The sequence below is a fragment of the Pseudomonas anuradhapurensis genome, from assembly GCF_014269225.2.
GTDB classification, from domain to species: domain Bacteria; phylum Pseudomonadota; class Gammaproteobacteria; order Pseudomonadales; family Pseudomonadaceae; genus Aquipseudomonas; species Aquipseudomonas anuradhapurensis.
The window spans coordinates 1677199-1693501 of record NZ_CP077097.1 but is presented as its reverse complement, the minus strand read 5'-3'; the positions used below and the strand labels follow the sequence as shown (position 1 = coordinate 1693501).

The following is a 16303-nucleotide window of genomic DNA, read 5'->3' as shown; positions in this document are numbered from 1 at the left end:
GCAGGCGGCTGCCCAACAGGGCTGCGAAAGCTATGGACGATGGCGCGCAGCCAGCCGTCACATCTGCCATCACGCCTGTTTCACCGCCCGCACGAAGGCTTCGATCTTCGCCGCATCCTTGATGCCCTTGGCCTGCTCCACGCCGCCACTGACATCCACCGCGTATGGCCGCACCTGGGCGATGGCCTGGCCGACATTGTCGGCCGACAGCCCACCGGCCAGGATGACCGGCTTGCTCAGGCGCGCCGGTACCAGCGACCAGTCGAATGCCTCACCGGTACCTCCGGGTACGCCAGGTACGTATGTGTCCAGCAGAATGCCGCGGGCGCCGGCGTATAGCCGGCAAGCCGCCTCCAGGTCGTCGCCCGGGCGCACCCGCAGGGCCTTTATCCAGGGGCGCTGGTAGCCTTCGCAGTCCTGCGGGGTTTCATCGCCGTGGAACTGTAGCAGGTCCAGCGGCACCGCTTCGAGAATCTCGTTCAGCTCGCAGCGTGTGGCGTTGACGAACAGCCCCACCGTGGTCACGAACGGTGGCAGTGCGGCGATGATCGCCCGTGCCTGACGCACGTCCACCGCGCGTGGGCTCCTGGCGTAGAACACCAGGCCGATGGCATCAGCCCCGGCCTCGGCAGCGGCCAGTGCGTCTTCGATGCGGGTAATACCGCAGATCTTGCTGCGAACGTTGCTCATGGACAGCGAACCCTGCTGGTGGCAGTGAAAGGCCGGATGTTAACAAATGACGTTTGGCCCGTCAGTCAGCCAGTGCCTCGTAGCCGGTCAAAAAGTGTGGGCCGATGTAACGTTTGGGCAGGGCATACTCCTCGGGGTACTCCACCTGCACCAGGTAGAGCCCGTACGGGTGCGCCGTGACCCCGCCTGCGCGGCGATTGCGCCCCTCCAGCACCTCACGCGCCCAGGCCACCGGGCGTTCGCCGGCACCGATGGTCATCAGGACGCCGGCAATGTTGCGCACCATGTGGTGCAGGAAGGCGGTGGCGCGCACATCCAGCACGATCATCTGGCCATGGCGGGTAACGCGCAGATGGTAGATATGCTTGATCGGCGACTTGGCCTGGCACTGGCTGGCACGGAAGGCGCTGAAATCATGGGTGCCAAGCAGGTACTGCGCGGCTTGCGCCATGCGTTCGACATCCAGCGGGCGATGGTTCCAGGTGACCTCCTCGGCCAGGTGCGCCGGGCGGATCGGGTCGTTGTAGATGACGTAGCGGTAACGCCGGGCACAGGCCTTGAAACGGGCGTGGAAGTCGGCCGGCATCGGCCGCGACCAGACCACACTGATGTCATGCGGCAGGTTGAAGTTGGTGCCCATGGTCCAGGCGCGCTCGTCGCGCACGGCGCGGGTGTCGAAATGCACGACCTGCCCGCAACCGTGTACGCCGGCGTCGGTGCGCCCGGCGCAGATGACCGAGATCGGCTCGTTGGCCACCTTGGACAGGGCTTGTTCGAGCGCCTGCTGGACACTCGGCACACCGCTGGCCTGGCGCTGCCAGCCGCGGTAGCGCGCGCCTTTGTATTCCACGCCCAGGGCGATGCGAGAGTAGCCTTCGGCCGCAGACTCGGCGGCGGCGGTGTCGATGATGTCCAAGAGCATGAAACCTGTGGGGTGTACGTAATGGCGGGGATTATAACGACAACGGCAGCCGTGCAGGGCTGCCGTTGGATCTGCATTGCCTTGGCTGGCCCGCGAAGGCACCAGCCCTGCCTGCTTCAGATCAACCGGGAAAGCATGTCCTCGGCTTCCTGGCGCTGGCTTTCATCGCCATCCTTGACCACTTCGTCGAGGATGTCACGCGCCCCCTGGTGATCGCCCATGTCGATATAGGCACGGGCCAGGTCAAGCTTGGTGGCCACTTCGTCGCTGCCGGAGAAGAAGTCGAAGTCGAGGTCGTCCAGTGGCTCGGGCTCTGGCTGGGCAGCCGCGTCTTCGCTGGTGAAGTGCGGCTCCAGCGAGGGGGACTCGAGGCTCTGCGACAGCTTGTCCAGCTCGGCGTTGACGTCGTCCAGCTCGGAGGCAAAGCTCTTGGCTGCCGGCGAATCGTCTTCCAGCGACAACGACAGGTCGAAGTCGGACGGCAGGTCGAATTCGGACAATGGGTCGAACGCCGGCACGCTGTCGAAGGCGGCCAGTTCCGCAGCGACATCCACCGTGGGCTCGTCGGCCGCCGCCGGGGCAGCCGGGGCAACCGGCTCGCTGACATCGAGGTCGAAATCGGCCAGGTCGACCGTGGGTTGCGCTTCGGCTTGGGCCAGCATGGCCTCGAAATCGGCGTCGGCATCGGCCTGCAGCTCGGCATCGACGGCAAACGGCTCTTCTGCTGCCGGAACCTCTGGCGGCAGAGGCTCATCCAGTACCGGCTCATCCAGCACTGGCGCGGCCAGCGGGCCATCCTCGGGCAGGTCATCACCCAGGCTCAGGTCGAAGGCACTGTCCAGGTCCTGTTCGTCCAGGCCCGGCACATCGAGGGTCGGCACTTCATCGAAGGCATCCAGCTCGGCTTCCGGCTCGGGTGCTGCTTCAGGCTGCGCTGGCGCGACGGCCTCCGGCTCGACCGCCAACTCCGGCTCGAGGGTCGGCAGGTCGTCCAGCCCGAGATCGGCAGCCGCTGGGGTTTCAGGCTGATCCTGCAGCAAGCCCTGCACATACTGTTCGTCCATCTCGGCAGCCAGGGCCGCAGCACCGAGGCCGGCAGCAGCCAGGCCGAGCATGGCCGGGTAGCGTTCCTTCAAGCTGGCAACTGCGGCAGTGTTCTGCTCGCTGGTCGGCAGCTTGCGCTCCTGCTCGGCGAAGGCGCTCTGGTCACCCTGGCGGGCGTACACATCCATCAGTTGCAGGCGCAGGTCATCACGCTGCGGCGCGGCGGCCACAGCGGGCTCCAGCAGGTCGGCAGCACGGTTCAGGCGGCCGGCGGCCAGGCATTGCCCAACTTCCTCCAGCAGCGCGGCGTACGGGTCGGCTTGCGCCTCGGGCTGCGCTTCGACGGCCGCTGTCGGCGGTTTTTCCGCTGCTGCTGCGGCGGCGGCCGAAGCGGCGACCACGGCTGGCGACAGGGTCACGCTCGGCGCCGAGACCTCGACGCCCTCGAGGCTTGCGCTGTCGTTGTCGAAGCCTGCGCCCTGCTCTTCTTCCAGTGCGCGCGCCATGCGCAGATGTTTTTCGGCTTCCTGCTGGGCCTTGCGCTTGCGCGCCAGCAGCAACAGCAGAAGCAGCAGCACGAGGAATGCACTGCCGGCAATCAGCCCCAGCAGCAGCGGGTTGCCGGTGATTTCGTCCAGCACACCGCCAGGCTGCTCATTGACTGCTGCCTCGGTGGCTGGCGCCGGCTCGGGCGCCGTATCCACGGCGGCAGGTGCAGGCTTGACCACGGGTTGCGCATCGGCTGCAGGCTGGGCCGGGGCAGCTGCGCCCTGGGCCTCCAGCTGGGCCAACTGGTTGTTCTTCAGCTCGATCAGACGCTGCAGCTTGTCCAGCTGGCTCTGCAGGTCGGCCATGCGGCTCTTGAGCTCTTCGTTGTCGCGACGGCTGGTATCCAGGCTTTCCTCGGCCACGGCCAGCTTGTCGCTGAGTGCCTTGGCCTGGTCGGCGCCGGCCTGGGTGCCCGGGCTGACCAGGCGCAGGTTGTCGCCCTGGGCAATGCGCGCCGGCGCTGCATCGGCGGCACCGCGACGGGTGGCATCCAGCTGGCGGGCACGTGGGCCCAGACGGCGGCCTTCACGCCAGGCCGCATACTGCTCGGCCACCTCACGGGTCGCCTCGCCCTGCGCAATACTCTGGATCTGCTGCTGGTCGGGCAGGCGCAGCACCTGGCCCACCTTCAGCTGGTTGATGTTGTTGCCGATGAAGGCGTCCGGGTTCAGCGCCTGGATCGCGATCATGGTCTGCTGGATCGAGCCACCCTGGGTGTTGCGCGCGGCAATCTGCCACAAGGTGTCACGACGTTGGGTGGTGTAGCTGCCGGCACTGGTCACCGCCGGTGCGACATTGCCTGCCGCCGGCTTGTCGCCCTGGGCCTTGGCCTGGTCTAGCAGCACACTGTAGTCACGCAGCAGACGGCCCTGCGGCCACATCACCTGGACCAGGAACTTGACCACCGGCCCGGGCAGCGGCTGGCTGGAGGTTACCCGCAGCACACTCCTGCCGTTGGGGTTAATCACCGGCGTGAAGGTCAGGTCTTCGAGGTAAGGCGGCAGCGCCACCCCGGCCTTGCTGAACTCTTCCGGCGGCGCCAGGCTCGGCGCCACTTCGGCGGCGGTGAGGTCGCGCACGTCCAGCAGCTCGATCTCGGCGTCCAGCGGCTGGTTCTGTGCCGACTTGAGGGTCAACTCCCCCAGGCCCAGGGCATTCGCCATGCCTGATGACAGCGCCGATGCTGCAGCCATGGCCAGAACCAGTTTGCGAATTCGAAGCATGACCTCTTCCCTTGTATGAAGCGTCCTGAAACCTGCATGCGGAGCAGGACAAAATTGCTCGCCAGTATCTTTTACGGCATGTGTTTAATCAACAATTGCGCCACTTGCACGGCGTTCAGCGCGGCGCCTTTGCGCACGTTGTCGGTGGTCAGCCAGAGGTTGAGCTGCTGGTCTTCATCAACACCATGCCGTACACGACCAACATAGACCACGTCTTGGCCCACTGCGTCACCAACCGGGGTCGGATAATCGTCGCGTTCCACCAGTTCGACACTGTCGGCGGCCTCGAGTGCCTGTTGAATCGCCTCCAGGTCGACCGGGCGACGGCTCTGCACCGCCACACTGAAGCTATCGCCAAAAAACACCGGGACTTGAACACAGCTCACGGAAATCTTCAGTTCAGGCATGCCCAGTAGCACACGCAGCTCGCTGACCAGGCGCCGCTCCAGCGCGGTATGGCCCTGTTCATCGGCAGCACCCACCTGGGCCAGCAGGTTGAATGCGACCTGACGATCGAAGAAGCGTGGCTCCAGCGGCCGGGCATTGAGCAGCTCGGCGGTTTGCCGGGCCAGCTCAGTGACGGCTTCGCGGCCCTGTGCGGACACCGCCAGCGCCGCCATCACCTGCACTCGCTCGATATCCAGCAGGCCTTTGAGCGGTGCCAGCGCCACAGCCAGGGCAACGGCGGCCGAGCACGGGCTGACGATACGCGCAGGCAGCGCCAGGCCGGCCAGGCGTTCGGCGTTGGCTTCGGGCACCAGGGCCAGGGCGTCGTCCAGGCCGCCGGACAGGTCGATAACCGTACAACCCGCCTGCAGCGCCTTGCCGGCAAAACTGCGGCTGACGGCGGCGCCGGTGGCGAAGAAGGCGAGTTTGACCTGGGCGAAGTCGAAGCTGTCCACTTCGCGTACTTTCAGCTTCTTGCCGGCGAACATCACGCTGTTACCGGCGGACTCCATGCTGGCCAGCAGGTGCAGCGTGCCGACCGGGAAGGCCAGTTCTTCGAGGATCTGTACCAGGGCTTCACCGACGCTGCCGGTGGCGCCGACGACGGCGATGTCCAAAGGGTTTGTCATGGAAGGAATCCTTTTGCTGAAAACGGCGGGGGCGGCACTTTACTTGGATTGTCGATGTTTGTCTTTGCTGGCGTATCGTGGGTATGCGGGCTGAACGCGTGATCGCCGGTATGGGTGGGTCGCGGGGTTTTCGGCGCCTGTGAGATCGAGCGCCGCCCGCGCGGCTCATCGCGAGCTGCGCTCGCTCCTACGTTTGTTTCGGGCCAATCATTTCTGTGGGATTTGCGCGCGGCCCCCTTTGGCGCATGGCGTGCCATCGCGTCGTACCAACCAGGCGGTCGCGCGCGCCTGCCACAGGCGTTACTGGCCCGAAATAAACGTAGGAGCGAGCGCAGCTCGCGATGAGCCGCGCGGGCGGCGCTCGATCTCACAGGCGCCAACCATGTCGCGCCATACACTTGCCGCCCTACCCACCCCACAATCAGCTGCAAAAAAAAACCCGCACTGTCGCCAGCACGGGTTTTCGGTCACACCAGAACGATCAACGCTCCAGCAGGATCCGCAGCATGCGACGCAGCGGTTCGGCCGCGCCCCACAGCAGCTGGTCACCGACGGTGAACGCACCGAGGTACTGCGACCCCATGTTCAGCTTGCGCAAGCGGCCAACCGGAATATTCAAGGTCCCGGTCACCTTGGTCGGGGTCAGCTCCTGCATGCTGATCTCCCGCTGGTTCGGCACCAGTTTCACCCAAGGGTTGTGCTGGCTGATCATGCCTTCGATGTCGGCGAGCGGCACATCCTTGTTCAGCTTGATGGTCAGCGCCTGGCTATGGCAACGCATGGCGCCGATGCGCACGCAGATGCCGTCCACCGGGATCGGGCTCTTGAAGCGCCCGAGGATCTTGTTGGTCTCGGCCTGGGCCTTCCACTCTTCGCGGCTCTGGCCGTTCGGCAGCTCCTTGTCGATCCACGGGATCAGGCTACCAGCCAGCGGCACACCGAAGTTCTCGGTCGGGAACGCTTCGCTACGCATGGTTTCGGCAACCTTGCGGTCGATGTCGAGGATGGCGCTGGCCGGGTTGGCCAGGTCATCGGCCACCGCGGCGTGGGTAGCGCCCATCTGCTTGATCAGCTCACGCATGTTCTGCGCGCCAGCACCCGAGGCCGCCTGGTAGGTCATGGCGCTCATCCACTCGACCAGGCCGGCTTCGAACAGGCCACCCAGGCCCATCAGCATCAGGCTGACGGTGCAGTTGCCGCCGATGTAGTTCTTGGTGCCCGCGTCCAGTTGCTGGTCGATGACCTTGCGGTTGACCGGGTCGAGGATGATCACCGCGTCATCCTGCATGCGCAGGGACGAAGCGGCATCGATCCAGTAGCCCTGCCAGCCGGCTTCACGCAGCTTGGGGAAGACCTCGTTGGTGTAGTCGCCGCCCTGGCAGGTCAGGATCACGTCGAGGGTCTTGAGTTCTTCGATCGAATAAGCGTCCTTGAGTGGAGCAGTATCCTTGCCCACGTTCGGGCCTTGGCCACCGACGTTGGAGGTGGTGAAGAACACCGGCTCGATAAGGTCGAAATCCTGCTCCTCCAGCATCCGCTGCATGAGCACGGAACCGACCATACCGCGCCAACCGATCAGACCTACACGTTTCATCGCAACTACACCTTTGCTAAAAGTGGGCCGCCACCGGGAATTTGGGGTGGCGGGCCAGAGAGATTACAGATTCCGCAGCGCTGCGACTACTGCGTCGCCCATTTCCTGCGTACCCACCTTGCGGCAGCCTTCCGAGAAAATGTCGCCGGTGCGCAGGCCCTGGTCCAGAACCACGCTCACGGCCTTCTCGATCGCTTCGGCGGCAGCCACCTGATTGAAGCTGTAGCGCAGCATCATCGACACCGAGAGGATGGTCGCCAACGGGTTGGCGATACCCAGGCCGGCGATGTCTGGCGCCGAGCCGTGGCAAGGTTCGTACATGCCCTTGTTGTCGGCATCCAGCGACGCCGAAGGCAGCATGCCGATGGAACCGGTCAGCATGGAAGCTTCATCCGACAGAATGTCACCGAACATGTTGTCGGTCACCATCACGTCGAACTGCTTGGGTGCTCGCACCAGCTGCATGGCAGCATTGTCGACGTACATGTGGCTCAGTTCCACGTCCGGGTAGTCCTTGGCCACGTCCTCGACCACTTCGCGCCACAGCTGGCTGGACGCCAGGACGTTGGCCTTGTCCACCGAGCACAGCTTCTTGCCGCGCACACGGGCCATGTCGAAGCCGACCCGGGCAATGCGGCGCACTTCGCTTTCGCTGTACGGCAGGGTGTCGTAGGCCTGGCGCTCGCCGCCTTGTAGCTCGCGCTGGCCACGCGGCGCACCGAAGTAGATGCCGCCAGTCAGCTCACGGACGATGAGGATGTCCAGGCCGGAGACGATTTCCGGCTTGAGCGACGAGGCATCGGCCAGTTGCGGATAGAGGATGGCCGGGCGCAGGTTGGCGAACAGGCCCAGTTGCGAACGGATCTTCAGCAGGCCGCGCTCCGGGCGGATGTCACGCTCGATCTTGTCCCACTTCGGCCCGCCTACGGCGCCCAGCAGCACGGCATCGGCCTTGCGCGCACGCTCCAGGGTCTCGTCGGCCAGTGGCACGCCGTGCTTGTCGATGGCGGCGCCACCGATGACGTCGTGGGCCAGGCTGAAACCGAGCTGGAACTTGTCGTTGGCCAGCTCCAGCACCTTGACCGCCTCGGCCATGATTTCCGGGCCGATACCGTCACCTGGGAGAATCAGAATCTGCTTGCTCATGCTTTCCTCTATCCATTCACGCGGTGCGGCCAAGCGGGCCACACCGAAAAGTTCTTAACGCTCGGCCCACAACACCAGCACATCCGTGCTGAACGAACCATCGGCCTCGATCTGGTAATACTGCCGTACTTCTGCGCCCATGGCTTGCTGCAACTGGCGGATGGCCACGCGCATCGGCTCGGGGGTGCGCATGCGCTCGACCCAGCTGCCGAACTCCAGGCGCAGCGGCTGGCGGGTGTGGCTGCGCACGTGCAGGCCGGCCTCGCTGACCTGGCGCTGCCATTCGGCGGCGGAGTAGTCGCGTACGTGGCTGGTGTCGCGCAGCACTTCCACCGTTTGCAGGTAGGTATCGAGCAACGGGCTACCGGGCGACATGACGTCGATGAAGGCCGCCACGCCGCCCGGCTTGAGCACCCGGCGCACTTCGCGCAGGGCCAGGCCCAGGTCGCTCCAGTGGTGGGCCGAGTAGCGGCTGAAGACGAAGTCGAACGAGGCGTCGGCGAACGGCAGGCGTTCGGCGGCGCCGCGTTCGGTGGTGATATTGGCCAGGCCGCGCTCGGCAGCGGCACTGGCGACCACGTCGAGCATGGCTTGCGAGAGGTCGTAGGCGACCACTTCGGCAACCAGCGGGGCGACGTGGAAGCTGACATGGCCGGCACCGCAGCCCAGGTCCAGCACGCGGGCATGGCCCTGCCCCGCCAGCGCGGCCTGCAGCAGGGCGAATTCGCTGCCCTGGGCGTGTACGGCGCTGCTGAGGTAGGCGCTGGCCTGTTCGCCGAACTGGCGTTGGACCACATCGGTGTGGGTGGTGCTGGTCATGTCTCGATCCTTTTGGTTTCTCGCTGCCTGTACCGGCCCTTTCGCGGGCACGCCCGCTCCCACAGGTACAGCGCTGCTCTCTGTGGGAGCGGGCGTGCCCGCGAAGAGGCCGGTACTGCCACCTACAAACAATCAGGCATCACGGAACAGCCAAGGCTGCGCTGCGCGATGCTTGCTTTCGAAGGCCTTGATCGCATCGCTGTCCTGCAAGGTCAGGCCGATATCGTCCAGGCCGTTGAGCAGGCAGTGCTTGCGGAACGCGTCGATCTCGAAGTGCAGCACCTTGCCATCCGGGCGGGTCACGGCCTGCGCCTGCAGGTCGATGACCAGCTGGTAGCCCTGGTTGGCTTCGACCTGCTTGAACAGCTCGTCGACTTCCTCATCACTGAGGATGATCGGCAGCAAGCCGTTCTTGAAGCTGTTATTGAAGAAGATGTCGGCAAAGCTCGGCGCGATCACGCTGCGGAAGCCGTACTCGTCCAGCGCCCACGGCGCGTGCTCACGGCTCGAGCCGCAACCGAAGTTCTCCCGCGCCAGCAATACGCTGGCACCCTGGTAACGTTCGTGGTTGAGCACGAACTCTTTGTTCAACGGGCGCTTGCTGTTGTCCTGGTAGGGCTGGCCCACATCCAGGTAACGCCACTCGTCGAACAGGTTGGGGCCGAAGCCGGTGCGCTTGATCGACTTCAGGAACTGCTTGGGGATGATCTGGTCGGTGTCGACGTTGGCACGGTCCAACGGGGCGACGAGGCCAGTGTGCTGGGTAAAGGCTTTCATGCTGCGCTCCCTTGGATCAACTCGCGGACATCGATGAAGTGGCCGGTCACCGCGGCGGCGGCGGCCATGGCCGGGCTGACCAGGTGGGTACGGCCACCGGCGCCCTGACGGCCTTCGAAGTTGCGGTTGGAGGTGGACGCGCAGTGCTCGCCGCTCTCCAGGCGGTCCGGGTTCATCGCCAGGCACATCGAGCAGCCTGGTTCACGCCATTCGAAACCGGCTTCGAGGAAGATCTTGTCCAGGCCTTCGCGTTCGGCCTGGGCCTTGACCAGGCCCGAGCCCGGCACCACCAGCGCCTGCTTGACGTTGGCAGCGACCTTGCGGCCCTTGGCGATCGCGGCCGCGGCGCGCAGGTCTTCGATGCGCGAGTTGGTGCACGAGCCGATGAACACGCGGTCGAGCTTGATGTCGGTGATCGCCTGGTTGGCGGCCAGGCCCATGTATTTGAGGGCACGCTCGATCGAACCACGCTTGATCAGGTCCGGCTCGGCAGCTGGGTCCGGCACGCGCTGGTCGACGGCCAGGACCATCTCCGGCGAAGTGCCCCAGCTGACCTGCGGCTTGATTTGCGCAGCGTCGAGCTCGACCACGGTGTCGAACACCGCGTCAGCGTCGGAAACCAGGCCTTTCCAGGCTGCGACCGCCTGTTTCCACTGCTCACCCTTGGGCGCGTACGGGCGGCCTTCGACATAGGCAACGGTTGTGTCGTCCACCGCTACCAGGCCTACGCGGGCACCGGCCTCGATGGACATGTTGCAAATGGTCATGCGGCCTTCCATCGACAGTTCGCGGATGGCGCTGCCGGCAAATTCCATGGCGTGGCCGTTACCACCGGCGGTGCCGATCTTGCCGATCACCGCCAGGACGATGTCCTTGGCGGTAACGCCGGCAGGCAACTGGCCTTCCACGCGCACCAGCATGTTCTTCATCTTCTTGGCGACCAGGCACTGGGTCGCCAGCACGTGCTCGACTTCGGAAGTACCGATACCGTGGGCCAAGGCGCCGAAAGCGCCATGGGTGGAGGTGTGCGAATCGCCGCAGACCACGGTCATGCCCGGCAAGGTGGCACCCTGCTCCGGGCTGATGACGTGGACGATGCCCTGGCGCTCGTCGTTCATCTTGAATTCGACGATGCCGTATTCGTCACAGTTTTCGTCGAGGGTCTGTACCTGCAGGCGCGACACCTGGTCGACGATGGCCTCGATCCCCCCCTTGCGCTCGGGCGTGGTCGGCACGTTGTGATCCGGCGTGGCGATGTTGGCGTCGATGCGCCAAGGCTTGCGGTTGGCCAGGCGCAGGCCTTCGAAGGCCTGGGGCGACGTCACTTCGTGGATGATGTGGCGGTCGATGTAGATCAAGGACGAGCCGTCATCGCGGCGCTTGACCTCATGGGCTTCCCAGAGTTTGTCGTAGAGCGTTTTGCCAGCCATCAGACTGTTCCTCATCAGCGTCTTTCTATGCCAAAGACCCCTTGGCTTGTGCGGTCGATGCTAGGGGTTTAGATTGAATAACTCAAATTCATAATTTTTATGCTTTGGATAACCAACAGGAATTCAAACCATGGACCTGGCCAACCTCAGCGCCTTCATCGCCATCGCCGAAACTGGAAGCTTTTCCGGGGCAGCCGAACGCCTGTTCCTGACCCAGCCAGCGGTCAGCAAGCGCATCGCCGGGCTGGAGCAGCAACTGGAGGTGCGCCTGTTCGACCGGCTGGGCCGCGAGGTCACCCTGACCGAGGCTGGCCGCGCCTTGCTGCCGCGCGCCTACCAGATCCTCAATGTCCTGGACGACACCCGCCGAGCGTTGACCAACCTCACCGGCGCAGTGAGCGGCCGCCTGACCCTGGCCACCAGCCACCATATCGGCCTGCACCGCCTGCCGCCGCTGTTGCGGGCCTTCACGCGCCAATACCCAGCCGTGGCGCTGGATATCCAGTTCATGGATTCGGAACAGGCCTACGACGAAATCCTGCATGGCCGCGCCGAGATTGCCGTAATCACCCTGGCACCCGAACCGCACCACCTGGTCAAGGCCGTGCCGGTGTGGGACGACGCCCTGGATTTCGTCGCCGCCCCTGAACACCCACTGGCCGCCAACCATGCGGTGAGCCTGGCCGACGTCGCGCGCCACCCGGCAGTATTCCCGGGCGGCAATACGTTCACCCACCATATCGTGCAGCGCCTGTTCGAAAGCCAGGGCCTGACTCCCAATATCGCCATGAGCACCAATTACCTGGAAACCATCAAGATGATGGTCTCGATCGGTTTGGCCTGGAGCGTGCTGCCGCGCACCATGCTCGATGAACAGGTTGCACGCATCAGTTTGCCGGGCATACAGCTGTCGCGCCAGCTAGGCTACATTTTGCACACGGAGCGCACGCTATCGAACGCCGCCAGGGCATTCATGGCCCTGCTCGACAGCCACGCGGGGCCCGCCTGACTGGCTGTCAGCCCGGTTTTCCACCTCCAAAGGACGCGTCATACGCCAAAGGTCTGGTACCGATGCCCAAATCAGCGAACCGCTTTCCGCGCCTGCCGCGCATCCCTGCGGCCGATCCACAGGAGTCGGAACAGGCCTGGCAGAACGCCCCGCAATTGCTGGCAGCGCTCAACGGAGCGCGCCTGGGCGCCTGGCTATGGGACATACAGACCGGCCGGGTGAGCTGGTCGCGCGGTACCCAGGCGCTGTTCGGCTTCGACCCGCACAAGCCACTACCCAGCGATATAGACTATCTCGATTTGCTGCCAGAAGAAGACCGCGCCCGCACCCGCCAGCTGTTCCAGGCCGTGGTCAACGGCGAGCCGGCGGAAAAAGCCATGCGCCACCGCATCCGCTGGCCAGACGGCAGCCTGCACTGGCTGGAGATCAACGGCAGCCTGACCCATGACCAGCACGGCCGGCCGCAGATGATCGGGGTCATCCGCGAGATCACCCGCCAACGCGAACGGGAAACCGCGCTGATCAACTCGGAAAAGCGCTTCGCCACCCTGTTCCACCTCAGCCCCAACGCCATTCTGCTGACCCGCCGCCACGACGGCATGATTTTCGAAGTCAACCAGCACTTCGAAAACATGTTCGGCTGGCCCGGCAGCCAGGTGATCGGCAAGACCAGCCTGGAACTGGGCCTGTGGGTCAACCCCGAACAGCGCCACCAATTGCTGGAATCGACTCGCACCAGCAACGGCCCGTTGAACCTGGAAGTCCAGTTCCGCGCCATCAGCGGCAAGGTGCATGACGGCATACTCAGCACCCAGGGCATAGAGCTGGAAGGCGTGACCTTCCTCCTCAGCACCTTCATGGACACCACCGAACGCAAGCGCGCCGAACAGGCGCTGAAGGAAAGCCAGGAGCGCCTGGACCTGGCCCTGGACTCGGCACAGCTGGGCACCTGGGATTGGCATATACCCAGTGGCATGCTCTACGGCTCGGCCCGCGCCGCGCAGCTGCATGGCCTGCCGCCGATCCCCTTTCACGAATCGTTCGACGCATTCTTCGAAGGGGTGCCGGAGCAAGAGCGCAACGCGATGCGCCAGACCTACCGCAGCCTGCGCGAAGGCCCTGCCGGCAACTACCAGATCACCTACCAGGTACAGCTGGAAAACGGCGTCTCGCGCTATATCGAAAGCCGCGCCCGGCTGTACCGCGACGAGCAGGGCAACCCGTTGCGCATGGCCGGCACCTTGCTCGACATCACCGACCAGGTGGAACGTGAACAACGCCTGAGCGCTTCGGAGGAGAAATTCGCCAGCCTGTTCCAGGTCAGCCCCGACCCGATCTGCGTCAACCGCCAGGACACCGGCCAGTTCATCGAGATCAACCCGGCGTTCACCCAGACCTTTGGCTGGAGCACCGACCAGGTCATTGGCCGCACGGCCGAGGAAATCGGCCTGTGGGCCGAGACCTTCGAGCGCGCGCAACGCATCGAGCGGGTGATCCGCGAACAGGCCCTGAGCAACGTCGCGGTGGTGGTCAACCACCGCAATGGTGCACCGCTGACCTGCGTGATTTCCAGCCGCCTGATCACCGTCGACGGCCAGCCCTGCAGCGTCACCACCCTGCGCGACATCACCCAGCAGCAGCGCGCCGAGGCGGCGCTCAAGTCCAGCGAGGAGAAGTTCGCCAAAGCCTTCCACTCCAGCCCCGACGCCATCACCATCACCGAGCGCTACAGTGGCCGCTACCTGGAAATCAACGACGGTTTCTGCCGCCTGACCGGCTACAGCGCCGCCGAAGTGGTCGGCCGCACGGTGTACGAGGTGGGCATCTGGGCCGACGACAAGCAGCGAAGCGCCCTGCTGGCCGAATTACGCGAGCGTGGCCGGGTGCACCACCGCGAGATGCTCGGGCGCAACAAGCGTGGCGATATCCTCACCGTGGAGGTATCGGTCGAACCCATTACCCTGAACGAAGTCGACTGCCTGCTGCTGAATGCTCGCGATGTCAGCCAGCTGAAGAATGCCCAAGCGCAAATCCGCCACCTGGCCTATCACGATCCATTGACCAACCTGCCCAACCGCGCCCTGCTGATGGACCGCCTGAGCCAGCAGATCGCCCTGCTCAAGCGCCATAACCTGCGCGGCGCCCTGCTGTTCCTCGACCTCGACCATTTCAAGCACATCAACGACTCGCTCGGCCACCCGGTGGGCGACACGGTGCTGAAAATCGTCACTGCGCGCCTGGAAGCCAGCGTGCGCCTGGAAGACACCGTGGCGCGCCTGGGCGGCGACGAGTTCGTGGTATTGCTGAGCGGCCTGGAAGGCAGCCGCGACATGGTCGAAGCAAAAGTCCGTGAACTGGCCGACAACCTGCGCGAACTGCTGGCCGAGCCAATGTCGCTGGATGGCCAGCGCCTGCAGGTGACGCCGAGCATCGGTGTCGCACTGATCCCCGACCATGGCGCCACGCCAGCCGACCTGCTCAAGCGCGCCGATATCGCCTTGTACCGGGCCAAGGACTCCGGGCGCAACACCACCCAGCTGTTCCATACCACCATGCAGAAGGCCGCCAGCGAGCGCCTGCGCATGGAAAACGACCTGCGCCTGGCCCTGGCCCGTGGCGAACTGGCGTTGCACTTCCAGCCGCAGGTGGACGCGCGTGACAACCGCATCGTCGGCGCCGAGGTATTGCTGCGCTGGCACCACCCGCAACTGGGCCAGCAACCGCCGGCACAATTCATCCAGGTGCTGGAAGAAAGCGGCCTGATCCTGGAGGTTGGCAGCTGGATTCTCGACGAAGCCTGCGACGCCTGCGCCAGCATGCTGGCCGACGGGCTGGTCGAGGCCGACAGCTTCAGCCTGTGCGTGAACATCAGCCCGCGGCAGTTCCGCCAGAACGATTTCGTCGGGCGGGTGCTGCGCAGCCTGGACGACTATCGTTTGCCACGGCAGATGCTGAAGCTGGAGATTACCGAAGGCATCGTCATCCAGAACCTCGAAGACACCATCAGCAAGATGCGGGAGCTGAAGCGCCACGGGGTGAGTTTTGCGATGGATGACTTTGGCACCGGCTACTCCTCGCTGACCTATCTGAAGCGCCTGCCGATAGACGCACTGAAAATCGACCAGACCTTCGTGCGCGATGCGCCGATGGACCCCAACGACGCCGAGATCGTCCGCGCCATCGTCGCCATGGCCCGCAGCCTGGGCCTGGCGGTGATTGCCGAAGGCGTGGAACTGACCGAACAGCTGGAGTTTCTGGAACGGCTGGGGTGCCACTTGTACCAGGGGTACCTGCACAGCCGGCCGCTACCTTTGTCGGAGTTTCGGCAGATGCTGCTGGAGGCGCCGGCGAATTCCGGGAGCTGACAGTCACGCTCCCTGCAGGAGTGGCCTGGTGTCGCGATGGGCAGCGCCGCAGCCCTGGCTATTGTTGCGACGACTGGGTCTTGGGGCCGCTTCGCGCCCTATCGCGACACAAGGCCGCTCCTACAAAAGGTAGCGCGCCAGGGCCAGTACAGCGGGCACAAAAAAGGGCACCCCTGGGGTGCCCTTCTTCACATCGCCGCGATCAGTTCAGCGCTGGCTTGTCACCATTGATCGGGATGCGCTTGGCCTTGGCTTCTTCAGGCACGATGCGCAGCAGGTCGATGCTGAGCAGGCCATTGGCCAGGCCGGCAGCCTTGACTTCGATATGGTCGGCCAGGCGGAAGGACAGCTTGAAGGCGCGCTGGGCGATACCCTGGTGCAGGTAGGTCACTTCTTCAGTGCCGTTGTCGCGCTTGCCACCGGATACGGTCAGGACACCTTTCTCGACCTGCAGGTCGAGGTCCTGCTCCTGGAAGCCGGCTGCGGCTACCACGATGCGGTAGTGGTCATCGCCATGCTTTTCCACGTTGTAGGGCGGGTAGCTGCTACCGGCCTCGTTACGTGCCGCAGATTCGAACAGGTCGTTGAAACGGTCGAAACCTACGGAATGGCGGAACAGTGGAGCGAGAGAAAAAGCAGTGTTCATGGTCATAAACTCC

12 protein-coding genes are annotated in these 16303 nt (G+C 64.6%); 2 read left to right on the top strand and 10 right to left on the bottom strand.

All coding sequences use genetic code 11. The annotated features are described in order from the left end of the window. Positions 1 to 69: 69 nt before the first annotated feature. The 9 genes from HU763_RS07905 to leuC form a co-directional block, all read right to left on the bottom strand. Positions 70 to 690 (bottom strand): phosphoribosylanthranilate isomerase, encoded by a 621-nt coding sequence (locus HU763_RS07905; protein ID WP_170028946.1) that lies wholly within the window; start codon positions 688 to 690, stop codon positions 70 to 72. A 61-nt stretch (positions 691 to 751) separates the two neighbouring features. Further along, positions 752 to 1612, bottom strand: coding sequence for a tRNA pseudouridine(38-40) synthase TruA (gene truA, locus HU763_RS07900; RefSeq protein ID WP_186687269.1), 861 nt, complete (start codon positions 1610 to 1612; stop codon positions 752 to 754). A 116-nt stretch (positions 1613 to 1728) separates the two neighbouring features. Further along, positions 1729 to 4428 (bottom strand): motility hub landmark protein FimV, encoded by a 2700-nt coding sequence (locus HU763_RS07895; RefSeq protein ID WP_186687267.1) that lies wholly within the window; start codon positions 4426 to 4428, stop codon positions 1729 to 1731. 71 nt (positions 4429 to 4499) lie between these two features. Next, positions 4500 to 5504 carry an aspartate-semialdehyde dehydrogenase gene (locus HU763_RS07890; RefSeq protein ID WP_186687264.1) on the bottom strand — a complete coding sequence of 335 codons (1005 nt, stop codon included), beginning with the start codon at positions 5502 to 5504 and terminating at the stop codon, positions 4500 to 4502. 481 nt (positions 5505 to 5985) lie between these two features. After that, entirely contained in the window at positions 5986 to 7098 is a 1113-nt protein-coding gene (asd, locus tag HU763_RS07885; protein WP_023660790.1) for an aspartate-semialdehyde dehydrogenase, read from the bottom strand. 63 nt (positions 7099 to 7161) lie between these two features. Continuing rightward, on the bottom strand, positions 7162 to 8244 hold the full coding sequence (gene leuB / locus HU763_RS07880; RefSeq protein ID WP_170028942.1) for a 3-isopropylmalate dehydrogenase: 1083 nt from the start codon (positions 8242 to 8244) through the stop codon (positions 7162 to 7164). Positions 8245 to 8298: 54 nt separating this feature from the next. Next, entirely contained in the window at positions 8299 to 9063 is a 765-nt protein-coding gene (locus HU763_RS07875; protein ID WP_186687261.1) for a class I SAM-dependent methyltransferase, read from the bottom strand. A 132-nt stretch (positions 9064 to 9195) separates the two neighbouring features. After that, complete coding sequence (gene leuD / locus HU763_RS07870) at positions 9196 to 9840, bottom strand: 3-isopropylmalate dehydratase small subunit (protein ID WP_186687257.1); 645 nt, start codon at positions 9838 to 9840, stop codon at positions 9196 to 9198. Then, positions 9837 to 11270 carry a 3-isopropylmalate dehydratase large subunit gene (gene leuC / locus HU763_RS07865; RefSeq protein WP_186687254.1) on the bottom strand — a complete coding sequence of 478 codons (1434 nt, stop codon included), beginning with the start codon at positions 11268 to 11270 and terminating at the stop codon, positions 9837 to 9839. The genes leuD and leuC overlap by 4 nt, the downstream gene beginning before the upstream one ends. 130 nt (positions 11271 to 11400) lie before the next feature. On the opposite strand from leuC, the gene HU763_RS07860 reads away from it, so the two are divergent. Together HU763_RS07860 and HU763_RS07855 are read left to right on the top strand one after the other, a co-directional pair. Further along, entirely contained in the window at positions 11401 to 12279 is an 879-nt protein-coding gene (locus HU763_RS07860) for a LysR family transcriptional regulator (RefSeq protein WP_186687252.1), read from the top strand. Between the two features lie 62 nt (positions 12280 to 12341). Continuing rightward, positions 12342 to 15644: a PAS domain S-box protein gene (locus tag HU763_RS07855; protein ID WP_186687250.1), complete on the top strand. Its 3303-nt coding sequence runs from the start codon at positions 12342 to 12344 to the stop codon at positions 15642 to 15644. A gap of 202 nt (positions 15645 to 15846) precedes the next feature. Here the strand turns inward: HU763_RS07855 and HU763_RS07850 are convergent, their stop codons facing one another. After that, on the bottom strand, positions 15847 to 16290 hold the full coding sequence (locus HU763_RS07850; RefSeq protein WP_186687248.1) for an Hsp20 family protein: 444 nt from the start codon (positions 16288 to 16290) through the stop codon (positions 15847 to 15849). Positions 16291 to 16303 lie beyond the last annotated feature (13 nt).